This window comes from Leptospira ainazelensis (genome assembly GCF_016918785.1).
GTDB classification, from domain to species: Bacteria; Spirochaetota; Leptospiria; order Leptospirales; family Leptospiraceae; genus Leptospira; species Leptospira ainazelensis.
Map to the genome: position 1 here is coordinate 25,656 of NZ_JAFFPT010000065.1, position 21,689 is coordinate 47,344.

Annotated in this window: 23 protein-coding genes; 11 read left to right on the top strand and 12 right to left on the bottom strand. The window is 43.6% G+C overall.

The features are described from left to right. Positions 1-136 precede the first annotated feature (136 nt). The 11 genes from lipL48 to JWG44_RS15205 all read left to right on the top strand — a co-directional run bounded on the left by lipL48 (position 137) and on the right by JWG44_RS15205 (position 11,749). Positions 137-1,525: an oxidative stress response protein LipL48 gene (gene lipL48, locus JWG44_RS15155; protein WP_205275852.1), complete on the top strand. Its 1,389-nt coding sequence runs from the start codon at positions 137-139 to the stop codon at positions 1,523-1,525. Positions 1,526-1,574: 49 nt separating this feature from the next. Beyond that, positions 1,575-2,195, top strand: coding sequence for an LA3241 family PerA/PerB upregulated protein (locus tag JWG44_RS15160; RefSeq protein ID WP_205275853.1), 621 nt, complete (start codon positions 1,575-1,577; stop codon positions 2,193-2,195). After that, a complete protein-coding gene (locus tag JWG44_RS15165; protein WP_205275854.1) occupies positions 2,192-5,152 on the top strand; it encodes a TonB-dependent receptor in 2,961 nt (986 codons plus the stop codon). Before JWG44_RS15160 ends, JWG44_RS15165 begins: the two co-directional genes overlap by 4 nt. Positions 5,153-5,462: 310 nt before the next feature. Then, on the top strand, positions 5,463-6,284 hold the full coding sequence (locus JWG44_RS15170; RefSeq protein WP_205275855.1) for a MotA/TolQ/ExbB proton channel family protein: 822 nt from the start codon (positions 5,463-5,465) through the stop codon (positions 6,282-6,284). A 26-nt stretch (positions 6,285-6,310) separates the two neighbouring features. Next, positions 6,311-6,730, top strand: a complete 420-nt coding sequence (locus JWG44_RS15175) for an ExbD/TolR family protein (RefSeq protein WP_205275856.1) — start codon at positions 6,311-6,313, stop codon at positions 6,728-6,730. Position 6,731: 1 nt separating this feature from the next. Beyond that, the gene (locus JWG44_RS15180; protein ID WP_205275857.1) at positions 6,732-7,148 is read left to right on the top strand and encodes an ExbD/TolR family protein; all 417 of its coding nucleotides are present in this window, start codon (positions 6,732-6,734) and stop codon (positions 7,146-7,148) included. A 3-nt stretch (positions 7,149-7,151) separates the two neighbouring features. Then, entirely contained in the window at positions 7,152-7,742 is a 591-nt protein-coding gene (locus JWG44_RS15185; protein WP_205275858.1) for an energy transducer TonB, read from the top strand. 123 nt (positions 7,743-7,865) lie between these two features. Then, complete coding sequence (locus tag JWG44_RS15190; protein ID WP_205275859.1) at positions 7,866-8,390, top strand: hypothetical protein; 525 nt, start codon at positions 7,866-7,868, stop codon at positions 8,388-8,390. Positions 8,391-8,442: 52 nt separating this feature from the next. After that, entirely contained in the window at positions 8,443-9,471 is a 1,029-nt protein-coding gene (locus tag JWG44_RS15195; protein WP_232371672.1) for a carboxylate--amine ligase, read from the top strand. 74 nt (positions 9,472-9,545) lie between these two features. Beyond that, positions 9,546-10,847: an adenylate/guanylate cyclase domain-containing protein gene (locus JWG44_RS15200; protein WP_205275860.1), complete on the top strand. Its 1,302-nt coding sequence runs from the start codon at positions 9,546-9,548 to the stop codon at positions 10,845-10,847. 23 nt (positions 10,848-10,870) lie between these two features. Continuing rightward, positions 10,871-11,749, top strand: coding sequence for an alpha/beta fold hydrolase (locus JWG44_RS15205; RefSeq protein ID WP_205275861.1), 879 nt, complete (start codon positions 10,871-10,873; stop codon positions 11,747-11,749). Positions 11,750-12,055: 306 nt separating this feature from the next. Here JWG44_RS15205 and JWG44_RS15210 read toward each other — a convergent pair whose 3' ends face one another. The 12 genes from JWG44_RS15210 to JWG44_RS15265 form a co-directional block, all read right to left on the bottom strand. Beyond that, positions 12,056-12,775, bottom strand: a complete 720-nt coding sequence (locus JWG44_RS15210; RefSeq protein ID WP_205275862.1) for a hypothetical protein — start codon at positions 12,773-12,775, stop codon at positions 12,056-12,058. After that, positions 12,772-13,626 (bottom strand): hypothetical protein, encoded by an 855-nt coding sequence (locus JWG44_RS15215; RefSeq protein WP_205275863.1) that lies wholly within the window; start codon positions 13,624-13,626, stop codon positions 12,772-12,774. Before JWG44_RS15215 ends, JWG44_RS15210 begins: the two co-directional genes overlap by 4 nt. Before the next feature lie 134 nt (positions 13,627-13,760). Continuing rightward, on the bottom strand, positions 13,761-14,645 hold the full coding sequence (locus JWG44_RS15220) for a hypothetical protein (RefSeq protein WP_205275864.1): 885 nt from the start codon (positions 14,643-14,645) through the stop codon (positions 13,761-13,763). A gap of 2 nt (positions 14,646-14,647) precedes the next feature. Continuing rightward, complete coding sequence (locus JWG44_RS15225) at positions 14,648-14,929, bottom strand: LA_1064 family peroxide-responsive upregulated protein (protein WP_205275865.1); 282 nt, start codon at positions 14,927-14,929, stop codon at positions 14,648-14,650. After that, positions 14,926-15,894: a phage tail protein gene (locus JWG44_RS15230; RefSeq protein WP_205275866.1), complete on the bottom strand. Its 969-nt coding sequence runs from the start codon at positions 15,892-15,894 to the stop codon at positions 14,926-14,928. Before JWG44_RS15230 ends, JWG44_RS15225 begins: the two co-directional genes overlap by 4 nt. Next, positions 15,891-17,105 carry a baseplate J/gp47 family protein gene (locus tag JWG44_RS15235; protein WP_205275867.1) on the bottom strand — a complete coding sequence of 405 codons (1,215 nt, stop codon included), beginning with the start codon at positions 17,103-17,105 and terminating at the stop codon, positions 15,891-15,893. Before JWG44_RS15235 ends, JWG44_RS15230 begins: the two co-directional genes overlap by 4 nt. Further along, entirely contained in the window at positions 17,105-17,449 is a 345-nt protein-coding gene (locus JWG44_RS15240; RefSeq protein ID WP_205275868.1) for a GPW/gp25 family protein, read from the bottom strand. Before JWG44_RS15240 ends, JWG44_RS15235 begins: the two co-directional genes overlap by 1 nt. After that, the gene (locus JWG44_RS15245) at positions 17,446-18,129 is read right to left on the bottom strand and encodes a Gp138 family membrane-puncturing spike protein (RefSeq protein ID WP_205275869.1); all 684 of its coding nucleotides are present in this window, start codon (positions 18,127-18,129) and stop codon (positions 17,446-17,448) included. Before JWG44_RS15245 ends, JWG44_RS15240 begins: the two co-directional genes overlap by 4 nt. After that, a complete protein-coding gene (locus JWG44_RS15250) occupies positions 18,126-18,944 on the bottom strand; it encodes a phage protein (protein ID WP_205275870.1) in 819 nt (272 codons plus the stop codon). Before JWG44_RS15250 ends, JWG44_RS15245 begins: the two co-directional genes overlap by 4 nt. Then, a complete protein-coding gene (locus JWG44_RS15255) occupies positions 18,941-19,279 on the bottom strand; it encodes a phage baseplate plug family protein (RefSeq protein WP_205275871.1) in 339 nt (112 codons plus the stop codon). The genes JWG44_RS15250 and JWG44_RS15255 overlap by 4 nt, the downstream gene beginning before the upstream one ends. After that, positions 19,276-19,914, bottom strand: coding sequence for a phage baseplate protein (locus JWG44_RS15260; RefSeq protein ID WP_205275872.1), 639 nt, complete (start codon positions 19,912-19,914; stop codon positions 19,276-19,278). The genes JWG44_RS15255 and JWG44_RS15260 overlap by 4 nt, the downstream gene beginning before the upstream one ends. Then, a complete protein-coding gene (locus tag JWG44_RS15265) occupies positions 19,914-21,671 on the bottom strand; it encodes an LIC12611 family phage tail protein (protein ID WP_205275873.1) in 1,758 nt (585 codons plus the stop codon). The genes JWG44_RS15260 and JWG44_RS15265 overlap by 1 nt, the downstream gene beginning before the upstream one ends. Between the last annotated feature and the right edge of the window lie 18 nt (positions 21,672-21,689).

Consider the following 21,689-nt stretch of genomic DNA (forward strand, 5'->3'; position numbering starts at 1 on the left):
GAAGTTTGAGAAGAATAAAAACAAAAACGGATCGTATGAAAGTTACGGGAATTATATCAGTTTGTAACTCGCGTGTAACGCCGCCGATCTATTTTATTGCCAGACCTTTCAAGGTTTATTCTCAAGGAGTCATAAGATGAAATCGACTTTTTCACAAAGAGCTACGCTTCTTTTAGTTAGCGCCGCTCTATTACTTTCTTCTTTTGCAAATTGCAAAGAAGATAAGGAAGACAATACCGCTCTGATCGTACTTGCTTTATTGGCAGGGACCGCTGGCGAGAACGCAGGTTCCGCAATTTGCGATGGAGCTTCCATTCAAGGTACAAACACCGTTCTCTCCGGAAATATTACGGCAAGTCAAACCTTTGCCGCTTATTCTTCCACTTCTTTGAGCGGAATCGTAAGAGTAAAAACGGGCGCGACCGTGACTTTCGAAAGAGGCGCGGTAGTATTCGGAACAGCCGGTTCAGCACTGATCATCGAACAAGGCGCTAAGATCGTAACAAAAGGCGACGTACTCGCTCCGGTTTGTTTCACTTCTTCCAAAACTTCCGGTAACAGAGGCCCAGGAGATTGGGGTGGAATCTTAATCATCGGAGACGGAATTGGTTCCAGAGCCGCAGCTCAGAACACCGAAGGTGGAACCGGTCTTCAATACAATAGCGGCGCAAACGATACTGGAAATTCAGGAACCCTGACTTACACGATCGTAGAATTTGCAGGAAACGAAGTTGCAGTCGGCGACGAATTAAACGGAATTTCTATGTATGTGGTTGGAAGTGGAACCACTCTGGATCACGTTCAAATTCACAGACACTTGGACGACGGCATCGAAGCCTGGGGTGGAGCTTGGACTGGAAAGTATTTCCTGATGACCGGCGGAATGGATGACGACTTTGATTTGGATGAAGCCTTTACCGGGAAAGTTCAATTTCTTATCTCCCATAAATACGCGACTTCTTGCGGAGGAACCGCATCCACAGATCCTCACGGTTTTGAAATGGACGGAACTCACAGTGCTGGAACCGCTTCTGCTACCGCAAAAACTACCACAAACGTAAAACTTTCCAACTTTACCCTTCTCGGTAAAAGTGTCTCCAACGGGTTTGGAGCAAGACTGAGAGAAGGTCTTCAAGGAAAATTTACCAACGGAGCAATCTACGGTTTTCAATCCGGGAACATCGACTGTGTGTTAAACGCAACAGGCGGCGGACCGGCCACTGCTCCGACCTTTGCTAACGTTTTGGTGGAAGCTTCTAAGACCAACGGTAACACTGCGGCTTGCACATTGCCTTCTACGGGCTTAACTGCACTTCCAGTTGTTTCCTTAGGTTCCGGAGATTCAGACAACTGTACATTTACAACCAAGCCTGATTACCAACCGGCTGGCGAAGCTGCGGCGACCGCAGGATCGGCTCTGACCGCTCAATCTGCTGACTCATTTTTTACCGATAACACCACTTACGGTGGTATGATTACCGGTTCTAACTGGGCTTCAGGATGGACCGTTTATAGAGCGAAATAATTCAATCGAGAGGATTCTCTTAACGGAGAATCCTCTTTAAACTTCAAAGATGTCCCAGATTACATTCAATTTTTCAAATATTCTCGTTTTAATTCTTCTTTCTTTCTCGTTATTCGATTGTAAAAAAAGCGGACAAAGACCGGACTTCGACAAAGAGGTCATGGATCCAAAACTCGCATTAGAAATCCAAAAAGATAAAGAAATTCTAAAATCCGAACTCAAAAATTCTTATATCATTTCCGATTCGTCGAAATCGGTTGAAGAAGCGCTTAGCAAAGCCGTTAACGAAATCCGGGATTTTCCGGACAAAGAAGACGACCTTCTTAAATATTCATGCAATCCTAAGGAAATCAGAGAAATCTATCTTCCGAATAACCTCGATCAAAATAATATCACAGCCAACTCCAAAATCGAAGACTCAATGTATCTCATTTTGATCAGGAGAAAAGCGGGAATCGATAAGGTTAGACAAAATCTTAGAGGAAGTAAGGGATCGATAAAAGTTCTTCCCCTTCCCCGTCCTTATAACGTCCGTAAATTGACGAACATCAACGGATACATTATAAGGGAATTCCAACTGCAGGTGGGACAAAGAACCATCAGCATCGATGAAATTAAGCTCGTTATAGAACACAAAAATCAATTTAAAGTTTGTACGTACGGAACATGAAAAACAAAACAATCAGTTTATTATTCTTTTTCTCCATAGTGGCGACTCCGATTTTCGGACAAGCTACGGGAAAACTAAGAGGAAAGGTCGTTGATTCGGAATCGGGCGATCCCGTATTCGGCGCAGTGGTAATCGTGCGCTCGATTAAGGCGGTCACTCGAAGCGACTTCGATGGTAAATACGAATTAAATCTTCCACCCGGAGAGCATAACGTCGAATACCAAATGATCGGCTTCGCGACCCAGTTTAAAAAAGTAAACATTACCGCCGGTTCTCAGCAATCCATGAACATCGTGATGGGAGCACAAGTCCTCGATACGGTCGAAGTGAAAGGCCGAGGTCTTGATAACTCGGAGTCCGCCCTATTGGCCCTTCAAAGAAAGAGCGGCGTCGTCTCGGACGGTATCAGCGAAGAATCGATCAAAAAAAGTCCCGACTCTTCCGCGGGGGACGTTCTTCGACGTGTGACCGGTATCACGCTCGTTGGCGGTAAGTTTATTTTTGTTCGTGGTCTTGGAGAAAGATATTCCAATACGATTCTTAACGATTCCTTTATTCCTTCTCCGGAACCGGACAAAAGGATCGTTCCTTTGGATTTATTTCCGGCCGGTGTGATTAAAAATATTCGTGTGATTAAGACCGCTTCCGCGGAAGATTCCGCCGAATTCTCCGGAGGGATCGTTAAAATTGAAACAAAAGAATATCCTGATAATCTGTTATTGTCGGTTTCATTAGGAGTCGGTAAGAACACACAAGTCGCGGGTCATAAGTTCAAAACCTTCAATCAAGGAGACATGAACAACGACTTGGGTCTCGTTTCCAAAAAACAAGAGTTGCCCGATTTGATCGGAGGACTTCCAAAGGTGATTCCATTTGTGGAAGGAGACCGTTTCGGCGGAATTCCGACCAATCTTATGAAAGTCGGCGCCTTATCTTTTAACCAGCAGTGGTCGCCGAATGAAACGGATTCTCCTTATAATAAATCGTTCAGCATTTCCGCGGGGAATTCTTTTCGCTCGGAAAAATGGGGAAGATTCGGAGTTCTTGCAGGAACAACTTACAATAGAAGTTACAACTACCGGGAAGAAACAAACTCGCGTTTTCAAGCGAGCAATCCTATTTCCCTTTATCTAAAAGATTCGAACCAGCTTCGCCCTTTAAATCAGAACAATTTGAAGATGTATACGGAAGAGGTTCTCTGGGGAAACAACTTGAACCTTGCGTATGAACCTAAGGTCGGTCAGCAATTCTTTATCAAAACGCTTTATTCGGCGCAATCCGATAAGACGGTAAGAGAAGGCGAAGGAACAAACTACATCGACAACTTCAACTTCAAATCCACTAACTTAAGTTATGTGAGTAGAACGATCTTCAACAATACGTTAGGCGGCGAACACGAACTGAGAACTTTCAGCGCGAGACCTCACAAAGTAGAATGGAACGTCAACTACGCTCTCGCGGAAAGAGACGAACCGGACGCGAAAAACCAAGCCTGGTCCCAAGGTGGTAACGATTTAGCTAACGGATTTAGAAGATTAGGAAACAACCCGGACGGGACTAGATATTTTTCGACCACCGCGGATACGGTTAGAAGCCAGTCTCTTAAATACGAAATTCCGTTCAGCCAATGGGACGGCCTTCAGAGTAAACTGAAATTCGGCGTGAGCAATTTAGATCGTTTTAAACATTTCGAATTTAGGGAATTTGCACAAAGAAATTCTTCCGGAAGCGACAGGGATTATCTCTATCCTGTTCCCGGAGAAATCATATACAATCCTCTCACATACGCATCGGGTAATCGAAAAATTTTCGAAAGAGCTTCGGGGAACAACGCTTACGACGCTTCTCAGGCGTTAAAGGCTATGTTTGCTCAGGCAGAGATTCCGATTCTTCCCAAATTAAAAACGATTTTCGGCGTAAGATACGAAGACAGTTATCAAAAAACTCAGACCTACGATCTCAAAAACAGTTGGAACGGATTCAACGCAAACTACGGATGTAAAACAAACTCCGAAGAAGAAAGACTTCTATTAGTAAGATCTAATGTTTGCGACGTGAACAATCTCGGGATCGGAGAACTCAGAACCAAAGACAAACTTCCTTCCGCAAACGTCGCTTGGGAAGTTGCAAAAGATATGAATCTTCGTTTTGGATATTCCCAAACTCTGACAAGACCTGACCTCAGAGAATTGTCCCCTTTCGGGTTTTCGGCCTACTTTCAAGCAGACAGAATTTTCGGTAACGCGAGTTTACAAAGAACTTACATTCATAACTACGACGTTCGCTGGGAATATTATCTTACTAACACCGATTATATCGGAGTCGGAGCATTTTTTAAGAATCTTTCAAACCCGATCGAGTTGATCGGACTGCCGGTTGCAGGTAGCGCGAGTTTGGTTTATAAATACGCAAACGCTCAACAAGCGACGATCCGCGGTATCGAATTAGATTATCGTAAAGAAATACTTTGGTGGCTCAGATTAGAAACCAACGTATTCTTTATTAAATCGAGAGTGGACGTGATCGACGCAAACATCTACGGATTTATCGCAACGGGTCAAGTAGATCCGACTTCAACGTATGCGGCTTACGCGCCGACAAATCTCAATCGTCCGCTCCAAGGACAATCCGATTTCGTCGCGAACGTTCGTATCGACGTGTTTACGACGAAAAGTAAAAAACACAACGTCGGATTCTACTATAACTACTTCAGCGACAGGATCGCTCTTGTCGGATCGGATGGGGTTCCCAACGCAATCCAAAAAGGGACCGGAACATCCGACGTAGTTTATACGTATAAACACAACGATCGTTTGGATTTCAGATCCTCAGTTCGAAATGTGATGAACAGCCAATTTAAGATTACTCAAACGGATCCTTTGACCGGACAAGAATATGTGTTCCAAAAATACAGAACCGGTTTGGACATCTCTTTCTCGGCCACTTATAAACTCTAAATTAAATTCCCGATCCGATTCAAAATACGTTTCGGCTCGGGGGTTCTTTCGTTTTAGAGTTCAATTCCTAAAATCATTTTCTTAAGAATTTTCTTCAGAAAATGATCCCTTCGGTCAAAACGACTCGGCTCATTTTTCCATTCTTATGACAATCGGATAAAACGGGCCGTGTCGTTTTTCGATTTGGATCCCCATTCCTACCTTAAAAATCGAAAACCGTCGGTTCGAAGTTTTAGATCCGTAACTTTTTTGTAATCATTCAGTAACAATTTGAAAGTATATTACAGAAATATTTTAATCGGAGATATCGATGAAATTTTCTTCTCTAAAAAAAGAATTCAAATGGGTGACAACAGCGCTCATTCTTTCGGGACTCATTTCCCTTTCGACAACTGTCATATTTGCACAAGACAAAGTTTCAGAGCCGACTAAGACCGAAGCTACGGAAACCGCACCTCCCGCGGACGAAACCAAAAACTCACCGGCGCCTAAAGCTGAAAAAAGCTGGGGTTTTGTCGATCTTTTCCTTCTCGGCGGCTGGACTATGTATCCTCTCGCTCTTTCCTCGATCATCGCTTTAGGAATCATCTTTGAAAGACTCTACTTCTTAGCGACCGCCAAACTTCTTCCAAAAGGTTATAATATCGATTTGGGTGAGGCGATGGACACCAAAGGTTTGGACGCGGTTCAAAGTTTTCTGGATGAAAGAAAAGATTATAAGATCACTCAGGTTTTAGCCGGTGGAATCGACGTATCTTCCGGAGACGCCGAAATTTTCGCAAAAGGTGTGGAAAGAGAAGCCGCCGAAGTGATTACGGTTCTGGAAAGAGGACTCGTCATCTTAGCCGCGGTTTCTACGATCGCTCCCTTGATCGGATTTTTAGGAACCGTATCCGGGATGATCAACGCGTTTGACGCCATTGCGAATGCGGACCAAGTAAACGCAAAAGTGGTAGCCGGCGGTATCAAGGAAGCCTTGATCACAACCGCTGCGGGTTTGATCGTTGCGATTCCTGCGATGACCTTTCACCAATATCTTACTTCCAGAATCGACGGCTTTACATCCGAAATCGAAGAAGCGGCAAATAGAATTTATAAAGAATTCTTAAAAAGAAATTCAAAAAAAGCGTAATCGCTTTTCTTTATTAAGGAATCATTATGATCCGAATTAAAAAGAAACGCGTTTTGGAGGAAATATCCGCTTCATCCATGTCGGATATTGCATTCCTTCTCTTGGTGTTTTTCATGGTGACTGCGGTCTTCTTCGTAAAGGAAGGATTGAATATTCAGCTTCCTAGAAAAAATTCCAATCCGACGCTGGTCCTTCGGGATAATATCTATGAAATCCTAGTCGCCGGCGATCTTATTAAGATGAAGAATAAGTCGATTGGAACAAAAGAATATCGAAACCTAATCGATTTTAGAGAACAGCTGAATCTAATGGAAATTCCGGATATCGAAAATAAAGTCGCATTAATAAAAACGACCGGAGAAACGAAATACGGAAACATGTTAGACGCTTTGTCTGCGGTACAAATTCGGGGATTTAAACAAATCTCCGTCAAAAGGCTGAAATGATATGAGCTTAAAAAAGAAAAAAAGTCCTCCTTCCATTCCTGTCAGTTCGATGGCCGATATCGCCTTTTTACTTTTAGTTTTCTTTATGGTCACTTCCGTATTGGATACGGATCCGGATCTTCCTATCGCCCTTCCGGACGTCCCTGGAGGAGAACAGCTCAATAAAAAAATCGCCAATCTTTATCTCAGTGCGGACAAAGATAAGGCAGTTTACTTTAATCAGGTAAGAATGCCCTTAAACGAAGCGATCAACAACGTAAGAGCGAAACTTACTACAACTCCCGATCTTAAAGTATTGATTCACGCGGATAAGGATTTATCGTATGCGGATTTGGACAACACGTTCGAACTTTTAAAGGAAGCGGGGGCGTTAAAGGTCTCCTTGGTTACAAAGACGACGCAAGGCGGAGGTCTTTGATCTATGGAACAATCCAACTCCATCCTAACGGCGATTAAAAGAGGAAAGCTGAGAAGATTTATCGATCGATACAGGATGGAATTCTTCCTATCCTCTTCGTTCGTACTTCAAATGTTGATTCTATTTTTTTGGTATACTCCTTCCATAGAATTCAACCGTTTGGATCGACTCGTCGACGAAGTCGCTTTTGTAGACAACTTAGTCATTCAAGATCCGAATGTCGGCGAAGCGGCCGACGACGGAGAATTTGAAGTAACCGATACGGTCAAAAAGAAAGAAGATCCTAGAATCGCAGGCGCACAAGACGCGATCATTTCCGGAGCGACCGCTCCCGTTGACCTAACGCCTAATATCACTCCGGAATATCCTTCGGACGCAAGATCGGCGGGGATCACGGGAACTTCGACTCTTGAGGTAATCATCGCGGAAAACGGACAAGTTTTAAGAGTTCGGTCGGTTGGAAAACCTCTAGGATTCGGTTTAGACGAAGCGGCGATCGAAGCCTTTTACAAAAAAAGGTATTCCCCTTCCATTTTAGACGGAAAGGCTATTACGGTGAAGGTTCTGATTCCAGTTCGTTTTAGTCTTTATTAAACCCTTCTCGAAATCAAAATGACAGAGTTTAAAACTCTGTCATTTTTCCTTTTATTTGTTGTAATTTAGAAAAAATGGAATTTTCTATGTAACTTCAAAAGTTTCACACCGAAGAACCTTGAGATGTTACAAATTCAATTTAAGAACATACGCCATATATTCGGCCAACTCGCAGATCTACTTTCCATAATTAAAGAAAACGACTACTCGCGGGAAATCCCTCAAGTAAAAGGTTCCAGTGTAGGAAAACACGTCCGTCACTGTATTGAAGTGTTGGAAAACCTGGTTATCGGTTTGGAAACTTCGAGCGTTTCCTATGACCAAAGAAAAAGAAATCCTCTCTACGAAACCTCCCCTCTTGCGGCGAGAGATAAAATCTTTGAATTGTTAAGCGACTTAGAATCGGTCGATAAAAACAAGATGATCGAACTTATATATCTTATGGATCCAGATACGGGTTTAGAAGGAAAGACGATCAGCAATCTCAAAAGAGAATTTTTATACGTTCAAGACCATACGATCCATCACATGGCTATCATCAAAATATATGCGGAGTGCTTTTTAGAAAATGTTTCTGTATCGAAAGAATTCGGAGTCGCTTTCTCCACCCTCCAGTTCCAGCAAAAAACAAATTACAAAGAAGCGTAATCGAAAAGAAGCAAAGGATAGAATTTCCACTTGGAAGATTTCAGTCGAAAGAATGAAACGACCTGAATTCTGGCCCGCCTGGATCTTTTACATTCCCTTAGTTCCTTACGTCGTTTATCTCACGGTCCGCTACCGGGGTTTTGGAACGATCTGCGCGGCGAATCCCGGAATTCACTTAGGCGGTTTGGTGGGAGAATCCAAAAACGAAATTCTCAAAAACATCAGCTCGAAAAATATATTAAGGTTTTATAAAATTATAAGAACGGATTCGGAAACCGATTTATTAAATATAGGCGGTTTAATCCGCAAAAATAAATTCCAATATCCTTATATACTAAAGCCGGACGCGGGACAAAGAGGTTCCGGAGTCAAACTCGTCAAAAATGAAAAAGATACGATCGCATATTTACGAGACACAAACGTGGACTTAATCCTGCAGGAGTATCATCCCGGCCCAGAAGAAGCCGGAATTTTTTACTACCGGTTTCCGGAGGAAAAAAAAGGGCATATTCTTTCCATCACCAGAAAAACGTTCCCGATCATCGAAGGAAACGGTTCGGACACGTTAGAGGAATTGATTCTGAATCATCCTAGATTTCGATATCAATGGAAAGTATTTCGGGAAAGACACGCGGCGCTCTGGAAAATAATTCTTTCCAAAGGTGAGAAAATGAGACTCGCCGAAGCGGGAAATCATTGCCAGGGAACCCTTTTTACCGATGGAAACGATCTGATCACCGATAGATTGACCGCAAAAATCGACGAGATCTCGCAGACCTTTTCCGGATTCTATTTTGGAAGATACGATATTCGTTATCGATCCGATGAAAAATTAAGAATAGGAGAAGAATTCGGAATCGTAGAATTAAACGGGATCACTTCGGAATCCACAAATCTCTACGACCCGAAATTTTCGCTCTTCGAAATGTATTCGATTCTATTCAAACAGTGGAATCTTCTTTTTCAAATCGGTTCCCAAAACCGTAGTTTTGGAATACGCAAAACGAGTCTTTATAAGATCGTTCTAACTCTTTTCGAATTCTACGCCGGAAAGAGAAAGGTAAACGATCGTTCCGACTGAATACGCGAAATTTTTTTGCGTTTGAATGGAAATAAATGATTTATCTCTATCGCAAGGAGCTCAAAATATCGACCATGACCGACCAAGTTCTAAAACTCGTTTATTACATGTTCGGAGATCCGAAGAAAAATTCTTTGGAACATAGACTGTTTAACACCGTCGCCTTTGTAAACGGGTCCCTCAATATTTTCGGCGCATTTTCTTCGTTCTATCTGGAAAACTTTATGGTCATTTTCCTTTTGAACTTTGTTTCCGGCGTCCTTCTGATGGGAATGTATCTTATCTCTCGGATCAAAAATATTTATTACGCGTTGTTCTGGCCTTTCAACCTTACGATCCTACTCTATCTTTCCTCCATGTGGTTTTTTAACGGAGGTTCGATCGGAGGCAATCACTATTACTTCATCCCGGCTCTTGTGATCGCAACGATTCTTTTAAGAAACCATAACGTTTGGATGGTTTACTTGGTTTATGCGGCGGCAACCGCCTTTCTCTACGCAACCGAATTCTTTAATCGAGAATGGATCAACGCTTATCCCAATGAAACCGAAAGATACCTCGACGCGGGAGGAAACTATCTTTTTGTACAGATTCTCACGGGACTTTTGATCTTTATTCTTACGCGAAACTTGAATATAGAAAGAAAAAAATCGGATGCTTTGCTCCTAAACATCCTTCCCGAAGCGGTCGCTGAAGAATTAAAAAGAAACGACTCGGTCGCGCCGGTTCGTTACGAAAGTGTCACCGTACTTTTTACGGATATGGCGGGTTTTACTCAAATCGCAGAAACTATGACTCCCGAAGAATTGTTAAGCGAATTGGATCTTTTTTTTCGCGAGTTTGATTCTATCATTAAAAATCATCAAATGGAAAAAATCAAAACGATCGGAGACGCATATATGGCGGCGGGAGGTCTGCCTATAAAAAACAGAACTCATTGTATAGACTCCGTCCTTTGCGGATTGGAGTTTCAGAGATTTATGCTTATCAAAAGAAAGGAAAGAGAAAGTAAGAATCTTCCGTTTTGGGAGCTCAGACTCGGAATCCATACCGGCTCCGTAGTTGCGGGAGTTGTGGGAACCGATAAGTTCGCTTACGATATTTGGGGAGATACGGTCAACACGGCGAGTCGAATGGAAAGTTCGGGAATTCCGGGAGAAGTTAATGTGTCCAATGAAACCTACGAACAGATCCAGGATTTTTTCGACTGCGAACACCGCGGAAAAATCAAGGCAAAGAACAAAGGCGAAATCGATATGTATCTCGTTAAAGGGATTCGAGAAGGTCTTTTTGATCCTGAAAAACCTTTTCAACCAAACCAGACTTTTATGAGATTTTACGGGCAGGTTCAGAGAGGAGAATTTCCGGTCTCATAGCCAAGCCGTAATAAAAACTTCCGATGTCGCGTAATCTTCTTCGTATTAAAATTCTTACTTTTTACCTGTTAGTTCTACTGTCTTCCTGTAGAATTCCGGAGGATTTAAAGAAAAAACCGGAGGAAAGTTTTCGGAAACTCAAGGAGGAAGGGTTTATACTTCGGGAGTTCCGTTTTTCCGAAAATGGAACTCAGGTTTACGGAGTGGCGAGCGGATGTGAATCAAGGAATCAGAATATTATAATATTCATCCATGGCTCCCCCGGCGGATGGCAAAATTACTCTTCTTATCTTGGGGATAAGGATCTTTCGGACGTTTTTTGTATTCTTTCCGTGGATAGACCGGGATTCGGAAATTCGAGCGCGGAAATAAGCATACCCGATGTGGAAAAACAGGCCGCAATTTTATCAAAGACCATTCTTGCATTTAGAAAACAGATCTCCGACCCAAACAAAGGAAAAACGATCCTTGTCGGACATTCTTACGGCGGGCCGATTGCCGCTAGAATCGCGTCGCTTTCAGTCCTTAAAATCGAAGGTCTCCTACTCTTGGCTGCTCCTCTCAGTGGAGAAGTAGAGGAAGTTCAGTGGTATAATCGAATTGCGGATTGGGATTGGATCAAAAATTTTCTTCCTAAAGACATCAATCACAGCAACGCGGAAATGCTTCCCCTCAAAAAACAGCTTACGGAGCTTGAACCGTTTTGGAAGAATATACGTTGCAAGACGATTCTGATTCATGGAAAAGAAGATTCTCTCGTTCCTTATCAAAACTTAGAATTCTTTCAGACTCAACTTTCCAAAACTTTTCTCAAGACGATCTCTTTGGAAGATGAGAATCACTTTATCCCGTGGACTCAGAAAGACCTAATTCGTAAGACTCTTCTTGAATTCCTTAAATAACTTTTATTACCTTGAATCAAGGGAAGAGCATTGTTTTCGGAATACCGACGACTTAGAAATCGTATATTCTGAAGCGCATAACAAAATGGTAACGAGGCTAAACTCAAAACAAAGTTGACTCTTCGAGAATCGATCCAACGGAATCAAATTAACAATGGAAAAGAATGAAACCTGTCTCATGGCCGAGACAGGTTTCAAATCGGAAGGATGCAGATTCTAGAGTAGAGTTTTTTCCAATTTAGAATTTATAGATCTTCGACTGCTTCCTTCGACAGGAACACAACCGAAGTTTAACGCCGATGGTAATCATTCCCAACCGGAATTCAGATCGATCTCTTGCAATCCTTCGAAAGACGCGACTGCACGAATTCTGGATTTTAGTTTGTTCGCTTTCCGTAACAATTCACCTTTTCTAATAACTCCATCGTTTAATACTTCCCGCATTTGTTCGGTTGTATGAATTCTAAACTCATCAAAACCGGATGCATCCTTACATTTGTAAAAGACATCGATCCCCAAGGAAACGGATTCCATCAAGTTGAGTTGATCCTCTCGATCGAATGAATAATGATGAGACGTTCCCAATGCATTCGACAAAAAACCCGACACGATTTTTCCGGAAACGATTTGATTGAGCCGCTCGATCGATTCTTTCTTTTTTTGATCGATATCCAGTTTCCATCCCGATTCCGTATGGATCTGATGCAAAATCATATTTCCGTTCTCGTCACAATGCGGCTTCTCTTCGGTCTCAAACTCCGAATCCATCTCATCGTTCCAGTTTTGAAGAATTCTTTCCTTCCCGGTAATTTTGTTATAAATGATTTTGGGTTGAAAGTCCTGCGCGACTCCGTCTGCAAACACCGCTTTGAAAGGTTCCTCAATCTGCGGATTATAGTGAAGCGCGTAGACGACCTCGTGTTGATCTCCGTTGAACGCGTGCCAGACATCCTTTCCCGCTAATCTCCGTGGATCCGAATTGATCCAAACGACTTTGTTACTTTCCTTTTCGATAATATAGTTCATGCTACCCTCACTTTGTATTTTACTGCTACATAGGCAGGAGTGGTTTCGTTTCCGGTACGCGGTGTTCCGTTATTATATGCAACGGCGTAATCTGTCGTAGAGCGATAATTTGCCCCAACAAAGCCGGCTCCCCCGGTAGGACCGGCGGTATAGTTATAAGGAAATCCGTTCAATACCTGATGTCCATGTTCTTGAAATTGATCTTGTCCTTCAAATCCAATCGCCCCGCCATCATAATTACCACCCGCGGCTTTCGCTCTTGCCCCATGCGTCCCTGCGCCTCTCGCAAAAATTCCTCTTCGATCGGGCACGTTGTATGTCGTCGCCCCATCGCCGAATCCGTATTCGGTATTTACGATCATCTCTCCTGATTGCGAAGAGGTTAGATCGATAATGCCTCCTGTTGGAGTCGACGATATCTGAAAGTCGTTTGTGGTTGGATTTCGAACATAGTATTTGGTCAAAGCGGCAATCCCTCCCCCGGTAAAAGCAAACGTAACCAGTTGTCCTTCCATCAGTCCATGGGAAGTTACGCTGATTCTATCCGTTGCCGGTGCGATCCCCGTAACATTTCTACGAACTAAATTCCAAAGCGCCGAATATGTAGCCCTTGAAATTGTTTGCGCATTTGCCTCTTTAAAAAGAATCGAAGAAACTTGATCGAGATTATCCTCTATGATTCCTCCCAACGGGACTTGCGCCGCCGAAAGGTTGATATCCGTCTGATCGATCCTGTCTTTTAGATATTGATCGTTTTCATACTGTCGATCGATTTCTTCGTCCAACATATCTCCGTCGGCGGGGGTATTTTTACTCCACGTTCTGGTCTTACTCGGATTGAATACTGCCATACTTACTCCTTAAAATTATTAAATTATTCTAATTCTCTTATTTAGTTTTATTTATAATAAGTCTCTACAAACGGGCTCCCGTGAATCTTTAGCTTTTGTTTAAAATAAAACATCAATACGATCCGCCTCCTTTTTCATACCACCCGTACCTTGTATTTTACCGCGATGTATGCGGGTGTGGTTTCGTTCCCGGTTCGTGGAGTTCCATTGGTGCCGTCTGTGTTTAAGTTACGAACAGGTTGACCTGTTGGCCCTCCTCCGGAAAATAAAGTGCTAATATTAGCGGATGACGTATTAAAATGCACAGTTGAGGACCCGTTAGCCCCACCCGCCTCACCCCAAAGTTCATGGCCATGCCCCTGTCCTTGATCCTGACCTTCAAATCCTACCGGTCCTCCGTCATAATTTCCGCCTGCTGCTTTTGCACGAGTTCCGTGAACACCCGCACCTCTTGCAAAGACTCCTCTACGATCTGGAACGTTATACGTAGTCGCCCCGTCGCCGAAACCGTATTCAACGTTGACAATCATCTCCCCCGTTTGGGAAGACGTAAGATCAATGATACTCCCTGTCGGAGTTGCGGAAATCTGAAAGTCGTTTGTATTCGGATTTCGAACATAGTATTTTGTAAGAGCCGTAACTCCACCGCCTGTAAATGAAAATTTTACGAGCTGACCATCTATACAGCCATGTTCGGTCACGCTGATTCGATCCGTTGCCGGGGTAATCCCAATTACGTTTCTTCGAACTGAATTCCAGAGAGCCGAAAACGTAGTTCTGGAAATTCCTTGCGCGTCCGCTTCTTTGAAATAAGCGCTCGGAGCTAGATTCAAATTGTCCTCTATGATACTTCCTAACGGCAAAATTAGGTTTAAGAAATTTGTTTCAGCGATATCGATACGATCTTTTAAATACTGCAAACTCTCATATTGACGATCTATTTCGTCGTCCAAAAGATCTCCGTCCGCAGGAGTATTTTTTGTCCACGTTCTGGTTTTTGAAGAATTGAATACCGCCATATCTACCCCATTAAGTCCTGTTTAAATATAATGAATCTTTCATATACTTTCGCGGGTTGTTCGATCGAAAAATAGGACTGTAACCGTTTTTTGATCTGCTTCGTATCCATATCTCGGACAAATTCCGTTTCCGGACCAGATCTCGAGCGCCTCCAACCTTTGTTCTCGCAATAACTAAACAATCCTTCCTCCGATCGAAAAGCGGCGATCGGTAACAATTCGATTCTGATCGTTTCCTTTCCCGCGATTTCGATGTTTGTTTCCCTGACTAAGATCCAAATCATAGAAATTCCTCGCGGATTATGAATTCATAAAGAATCAAATTGTCCTTAGATTTTGCTGGAAACGTTTTGAGAAACAAAAGATTTCCTTCCTCGTCAAACAATCCGATTTCATCGATATCGTAACCGACCAGCTCGGCTTGTTTAATCGTGGATTTGAAAATTCTCGATCCGTCCGGATTGTTTTGGATTTCGACTAACTTGCGAAATACTTCGTTCTGTAAGGCCGTATCCCCCGGTTGAGGGGCCCTCGGTTCTTCCAGATTGGTCGCACCAAAGGCAATCTCGTAAGGAAGAATTTTGACTTTATCCCCGGAAAGAAGCGTGGATCCGTTCCAATTCCATGTTCCATCCATGTCGACATTCCGTAGTGCTGAACCGTACAAACGACCGTCTAACGTAGAGGTCTCAAATCGATAACTGATGATCGAACGGACTCCTCCCGCGCGGATCTGAGAAATCGCCAAATTGAACTCCGGCGCTACGATCAGCGTGTCGACGTCGCCTTTAAAAATTACTCGAATCGTAGCCGGTCTTTTTGTATTACCTGACAACGGATAATCTCCGTTCAGCATAAGAGTCCCGTCCAAAAGCATCGGAACTCCTCCGTAACAAAGCTCTTGGATTTCGTATAACGTTCCCGTGCCGGCAAGGATTTGAGATCCGATTTCGTTCATCGAAAAGATATCACCTTTCGATTTTCTTTTTTGTCTTGCAATCGAAAGAAAAACACGGTATCTAAAATCATCGGTCCCGTTTCGGGATTGTTTTAGATTCTTACCGATCAGATCCAAAACGGCTCCGCTCCGATTTCTGTAATCTGCGATACCTCGAATCGAATCTAAGACGGAATAGATTTCGTCGAGCTGGTCCAATTCCGTTCGCCACTTTTTACCCAAGTTCGAATCAGAGTCCTGATTAAAAAGAGAAGAAGGATATTTCTTTAAGACGTCTTCCAGATGTGTCATATAAAGTTTACCTGAATATTAGCCGTAATCAACTTGGCACGTTGTCTGCTATTGATTACCAGTGTATCCAACAAACCCGAAGAAGAAAAACCTACCTTTGCGTTCATCGATTTGATTCCGAGAACTTTCACTGAATCGTATTCATTCAAACCGCTCTGGGCCGCGATCAGCTTCCATGCGAATACGTCGGCTCCCGTTCCATCCCCTTTGAATGCGGTTGAAATCGGACCGATCGTATCCAATCCTCCGATAACTTTGATACAATTCGTTTTTACGATTGTCTCCGCCCCCGGAACCCAAAGCGCTAAATCTTTTACGATATCCAACGTTACAAAAATGAAAACATCTTCCGGACGGTTGAAGTAATAAGTTCTTGGAACGCCTTTATTGTCCAATAGGGTCGCCATCTCGGAGCCAAACGCCTCGATACCTCCCGGCCAGTTTTTCAAAAAGACATCTCCGATTTCCTCGGGGCTACCTCCTTCGATCACTGCTTCCATTGAATGAGGAGGTCTTCCGTCCTCATCGACAAAATCGGAAGCATTCTCATAAACAACCGCATTCAAAATGGATTCCAAGTTATTAAGCGCGCCTTGAACATTCGCTGCGGAAGAACCTCCGTTTACCCCTTCTTGGATAAAACGATTTAGAAATTCGTAATCCGTTTCGATCGACCGACCGCCTCGGGCCGGTTCCGGATTGGTTACGGAATCCACTCCGCTGATCGGAGTATTGATCGAATCGATTGTGTTAGCCAATACATTTCCCGCCACGCCATATTCGATTTCTACAGCCTGTGCATTGACAAGACTCGTTCCACCCGAAATCGCACCGGATTCAATCGTGATAAAAAGAATACCTGACCCGGTCTGACAAATCACTCCGATCGGAATCAACGCGCCATCCAGTCCTGAAAACTGCAGTGCGACGATAGAACGTTTTGCGGGTTGGCGCTCCGAACCGAGCGGATTCAAAACTCGATCCAGGGAAACCCCGGTTGCAGTATGCGCGAAGTTGGAATAAAAAACCGCCTCAGCGAGTTGATGAATCTTATCGAGTTCGTCGGCGAGAATTCTCATTCGGATTCCGTCCTCGCTCACGATCGAAAGATCGATATCGTTTCCTAACCGCGTCTTATAATTTTCTTCCAGTTCGGATAGGATCTCGTCCCTGGTTTTTCTAATAAATCCCTGCTCAGTAACGCCTGACATTATAATTCCTCCGTAACAATTCCGTAGATAGTAGTTGCAATAAATCGAATATTTATAGTTCTTTTGTTGGTATCGTTTTCCACCAATTCGATACTGTTGACCGAAATCGTCTCCGGATCCTTTTGGATGATTTTTTTGATTTCGACCAAAATTCTTTCGTTAGGAATCTTCGAGGAAAAGACCGTTTGCCAATCAATTCCGGCTAACGGTTCGTATACGGATTCGGAAAGGGAAAGCCGAATCGAATGTTTGATTCTTTGAGAATAGTATTCCAAACCCTCAATCACGACCGGTTTCCCGTTCATCCGAACTACGTCCCCGTTTTCAACCTTTAGTCCCTTCATCCTATTTTTACCTTGCCTGATAAGATTTGTTCGACCTCCGTTTTCCTTAGATTCAACTGAGAAACAACGGACGGAGCGAGGCCGGCCGGAACTCCCGGCGCGGTATTCGTTGTAAAGGCGGAAGAATTATTGATAAAAACGTCAATAAACGATTTGATAAAATCAACCAAGGACTCGCCTAACACTGCATATTCGGAAAGATCAATCAGACCTCCTTGAATTTTAATCGTATCTCCATCGAGTTGAATCAGAGATTTTCCCTCCTTGTGTCCGATAAGAAGACCGGATAGATTTGCGGTCGTTGCCGGCGTTTCTTGATCTCCTTTGAATCCGCTCACTACACAGGCGCTCTGAAGATCAAAAAGTGAATCGGATACAAGCGACTCGACGCCTCGAATCGCGTCGGAAACATCGTGTGTGGAGAAAGAAACCCAAACCTTATCTCCGCGTTTGTATTCGGGTTTAATAAAAAAATCTCCGGCCCAAAGCGTTCCTACACGAATTCCGGACAATACCGGAAACGCTCGTTCTTCGCCCGAACCGTCTTTCTTTTTAAAAGGAAGTCTAACGTTAGCCGTCATGTTATTCGGATTAAAAGATTCGACCACTCCTGGAAGACCTACCTGAACCTTGGATAAGTTATTTTGAATCGCTCCTAAAACCGCTTCATCCAGTTTCATATCGGCTGCACCTCCAATTCCGAGTAACAGGAAGAATCACGGGTCGAAAATTTATGTTTGCCTCCAACGATTCTACAATCCGAATCGAGACCTCCTCCCTTTACACTAATGACAAGATTCTTTTTAAACTTATGCCGAAAGAGACTCGTAACCTTCCAAGTCTTCTGGCCTTTTTCCGGAACTCCTATCAATCCAGAAGAATAATCCAGAAAAATGCCGCTCTTCTTTTTCGAAGGATCGAGTTTATCCATATGAAGGAAACCGTCCTGGAACCAATATTGAGATTTTGTTAAATTACAGAATCTTGAAATACAATCTCCAAGCGAAGTATTAGCGCTAAAGTTAATCGTCTTATTTTCTCCAAGAGAGATCTTGCCGGGCTTAATATTTCCTTGTTTCAATATATCTAATATTACTGTCTGAGCGGGTAGATTGGAATAAGTCTTCATTATATAAAACCCGGACCAGGAACCTACGTTTCCGCTGATCTGAAACTCGAGCTTTTTATCGGTTCCATCCTGTTTAAACTTTGGATCTATGACTTCCCCGGAAACGACGAGACCGTTTTCATCCTTGTAGCCGGCGCTTAACAACGCAGTAGGATATTGAAATCCTTTCCCTTTAGATCTTGCCCCGATCAGTTGCATGCTGTCTTCATTCACGTTGTATAACGTAACCTGAGTAAGATTTAATTTATCCAATTCGGTTTCAAACTCGATGTGAAAAGGCGGATATTTGAATTCTTTCGCCAAACCGACTTTTGGAAGAATTTCCAAGGAAGCGACTCGTCCGAATAGTTTAGAGTTACCGATCACGCTACTCCTCCAATATAAAGTTTTACACCGTTACCGAAAGTCCGGACGTTAACCGGAACATCGGTAAATTCGTCCCTATAGTAGTCGTCCAAATCGAACGGTGTGATTCGAATGGTGACCGGAAAACCGTCCACGACGACGTGATTTAAGGGAACCCCGTAAACCAAACGAGAGGAAAAAAGATTTCGATCCTCTTGATCTCGGACGACGACGGTGATAAAACCTTCGAGTTCGTTCCTATCGAACTCAAACTCGTATTCGTTGTCTCCGATCGGATACGTATAACGGATCGGGAATGTATTCGGATCTACCGGTAAGAAATTATACTCATTCATTGAAACATGGACCCCAACCAACTCGTTGATTTTGCGGGAGGTGGACTCCCGGCTTTTGTTTGTTTTTGCGGATTTTTTTTACCGGCGGACTTTGCACTTTTCAGCTCTCTGGTTTTCGCCTCGGCTATCATCACAGGAAATAGGGAAACGTTCGCTAAAACGTCGTCTCCGTTCTCTTTTGTCTCTTGAATCGACACATCTCCGAGAAGAAGATTCGGAATTTCGTCCGTAGACTTCCCAAGATATCGGTTATCAGGGTCGCTGGGTTCCACAAATCGAAAAAAAGAAGGAAGCATCGAAAGAATGCGGCCTATGATCCCGCCGGTCCCGTAACCCAAAAGAGTGACTAACGTTCCATCGGATTGCCAACGAATGAGAGTTTCCAATTTTTTATCCACCGTCGTATTCGTTAGAGAGAGCGTCGAAACCGAAGAGGATAAAAGAGCGCTCAATTCGATCCCCCTTTGTCCCGGAATTACGTGATCCGTTATCGAGGTCATTCCGACTTTTTTTTCAACCGTATGCTGGGTCACTTCGGCGGGATATTTGTATTGAACGTCGAGTGAAACGTTCAACTCGACTTCGTCGTCCCCGTCGGTAAGCGCTATCCTATCCCTTCCCGTTAAAATTCCCATTAGATTGCCTCCGGAGACATACCGGATCCGAGTCCGATTTTTATAGCGACCTTATCCAATTCCTTTTCCAAATATTTTGCAAAGGATCGAGCTTCTTCTTTGGAAGAGCCGGAACCTAAAATTACTTCCGCGATATTCACAACGATACTTCCGTTTCGAGAACTTGATCCGGATTGATTCGGGAACGATGCGGAACCGGACAAAGGATTAGGAGATATATTAGAATTTTTTAAACTCCCAACGTCAAAAGAGGAACCGGGAGACATCGCCGTAAGAAAGGATTTTTGATCCCCTTTTAGATTCGCAAGCGTGTCCGCTCCGGTTTTTCCTCCGACCGCCGCGGCGTTCCCGACCTTGGCTTGTTTGACATCCGCTCCCGCCGAGGCTGCTTCTTTGGATTCACCCAAGAATTTTCCGATAATCGAACTCCCTCCTTCCATCCAAGTAAGAAGATCTTGAACCAGAAGAATGATGCCGGCGATGACCGCTGCAACTGCGATTCCGATCGCGATAAACGGAAGCCAGGGTGAAATCGCCGCCCAACCGGCCGCCGCCATGGAAAACAAGGCGGGAATCGCGGAGACCGCCATAGAAAGAAGAGATGAAAGAGTAACACCGGAAGCCAATGCGATAGCGACTAACGCTCCCACCATAACGCTTCCGAGAACGACCATCGCAACTTTTACCCGATCCATTGCGTTTTCACCTACGGTAAAATAATCGAATATACTAATGAATATGTTTAAAAACGGCTCCAAAGCGCTTAAGATAAGTTTTCCGAAACTTTCCTTTAGGATCGTTACGAGTTTATTTACTCGATCCAGAGTCGCCGAAAAAGTATGTAGATGCGAATCGTATGCGCCTTGTAAGGCGGTGTTGTTTTGAAGAGCTTCCCCGATGAGTTTTTCCCGCTCAATCCGTTTGGAGGCTTCGGACATTCCGGATTGATTGATCTTTTCGAAATCCTTTGCATAGGCTTCGAATAACTTCCCGTTATGGGTAAAAAAATCCGATGAACCGTCTTTAATGGCCGACATCGCCTGGTTCATCGTAGTGGACATGTCGTTTGAAGTAACGGCCGCAACCTGTTGAAGTCCCGCCATATTCTCGGAAATAAAACCGATGGATTCCCCCGATTTGACCGCGTCGTTTGCGAACTTCAAAAGATCGCCCTCGCTCACAAGTCCCTTCGAACTTTTCAGAGTTGCGTCGATGGCGGATTTGAGTTTTGGATATTCGGAACCGGAAATATTTTTCAGCGTCGTATCCTGTTTTTCCAGTTCGACGCCTGCCTCGAATGCCGGAACGATAATCGCGTTGAACGCAGCCACCCCGATCGAGGCTAAATTTTTTAAGGCGCCGGAAAGAAAGTTAGAGACTCGATTTGAAACTCCGAGTTGAAAATTTAATTTAGAGACTTCCTTTTCGGATAGTCCCGAAGTTTTTGCAAGGTTGGAAAAACCTTTTTCCAGTTCGGCATTCCCTCTTGTTTTAGAATACAAACTCCGGATGGCGCCTTCGGTTAAACCGATTTTACTTGAGAATCGAGTCAAAGCAGGCGCATCCTTAAACGTTTCTTGAAACGCGCCTCCGAAATTCTGAAACGCCTTCATCCCGGATTTGGAGAAAATGAAAGTAAAGTCCGAAAAGTTTTCGAGCTGAAACTGAAGTTCCTCCAACTCTTTTCGAACTTCCGAAAAAGGATCGGCAGGATTTAGATCCAATTTGATCGTTGTGTTCAATTCTTTTGATGCCATAGTCTCTCTATTTCCAAA

Excerpts from the sequence above, each read along its gene's own strand:
- lipL48 (WP_205275852.1), top strand. The coding sequence starts at position 137 with ATGAAATCGACTTTTTCACAAAGAGCTACGCTTCTTTTAGTTAGCGCC.
- JWG44_RS15160 (WP_205275853.1), top strand. The coding sequence starts at position 1,575 with ATGTCCCAGATTACATTCAATTTTTCAAATATTCTCGTTTTAATTCTT.
- JWG44_RS15165 (WP_205275854.1), top strand. The coding sequence starts at position 2,192 with ATGAAAAACAAAACAATCAGTTTATTATTCTTTTTCTCCATAGTGGCG.
- JWG44_RS15170 (WP_205275855.1), top strand. The coding sequence starts at position 5,463 with ATGAAATTTTCTTCTCTAAAAAAAGAATTCAAATGGGTGACAACAGCG.
- JWG44_RS15175 (WP_205275856.1), top strand. The coding sequence starts at position 6,311 with ATGATCCGAATTAAAAAGAAACGCGTTTTGGAGGAAATATCCGCTTCA.
- JWG44_RS15180 (WP_205275857.1), top strand. The coding sequence starts at position 6,732 with ATGAGCTTAAAAAAGAAAAAAAGTCCTCCTTCCATTCCTGTCAGTTCG.
- JWG44_RS15185 (WP_205275858.1), top strand. The coding sequence starts at position 7,152 with ATGGAACAATCCAACTCCATCCTAACGGCGATTAAAAGAGGAAAGCTG.
- JWG44_RS15190 (WP_205275859.1), top strand. The coding sequence starts at position 7,866 with ATGTTACAAATTCAATTTAAGAACATACGCCATATATTCGGCCAACTC.
- JWG44_RS15195 (WP_232371672.1), top strand. The coding sequence starts at position 8,443 with ATGAAACGACCTGAATTCTGGCCCGCCTGGATCTTTTACATTCCCTTA.
- JWG44_RS15200 (WP_205275860.1), top strand. The coding sequence starts at position 9,546 with ATGACCGACCAAGTTCTAAAACTCGTTTATTACATGTTCGGAGATCCG.
- JWG44_RS15205 (WP_205275861.1), top strand. The coding sequence starts at position 10,871 with ATGTCGCGTAATCTTCTTCGTATTAAAATTCTTACTTTTTACCTGTTA.
- JWG44_RS15210 (WP_205275862.1), bottom strand. The coding sequence starts at position 12,775 with ATGAACTATATTATCGAAAAGGAAAGTAACAAAGTCGTTTGGATCAAT.
- JWG44_RS15215 (WP_205275863.1), bottom strand. The coding sequence starts at position 13,626 with ATGGCAGTATTCAATCCGAGTAAGACCAGAACGTGGAGTAAAAATACC.
- JWG44_RS15220 (WP_205275864.1), bottom strand. The coding sequence starts at position 14,645 with ATGGCGGTATTCAATTCTTCAAAAACCAGAACGTGGACAAAAAATACT.
- JWG44_RS15225 (WP_205275865.1), bottom strand. The coding sequence starts at position 14,929 with ATGATTTGGATCTTAGTCAGGGAAACAAACATCGAAATCGCGGGAAAG.
- JWG44_RS15230 (WP_205275866.1), bottom strand. The coding sequence starts at position 15,894 with ATGACACATCTGGAAGACGTCTTAAAGAAATATCCTTCTTCTCTTTTT.
- JWG44_RS15235 (WP_205275867.1), bottom strand. The coding sequence starts at position 17,105 with ATGTCAGGCGTTACTGAGCAGGGATTTATTAGAAAAACCAGGGACGAG.
- JWG44_RS15240 (WP_205275868.1), bottom strand. The coding sequence starts at position 17,449 with ATGAAGGGACTAAAGGTTGAAAACGGGGACGTAGTTCGGATGAACGGG.
- JWG44_RS15245 (WP_205275869.1), bottom strand. The coding sequence starts at position 18,129 with ATGAAACTGGATGAAGCGGTTTTAGGAGCGATTCAAAATAACTTATCC.
- JWG44_RS15255 (WP_205275871.1), bottom strand. The coding sequence starts at position 19,279 with ATGAATGAGTATAATTTCTTACCGGTAGATCCGAATACATTCCCGATC.
- JWG44_RS15260 (WP_205275872.1), bottom strand. The coding sequence starts at position 19,914 with ATGGGAATTTTAACGGGAAGGGATAGGATAGCGCTTACCGACGGGGAC.
- JWG44_RS15265 (WP_205275873.1), bottom strand. The coding sequence starts at position 21,671 with ATGGCATCAAAAGAATTGAACACAACGATCAAATTGGATCTAAATCCT.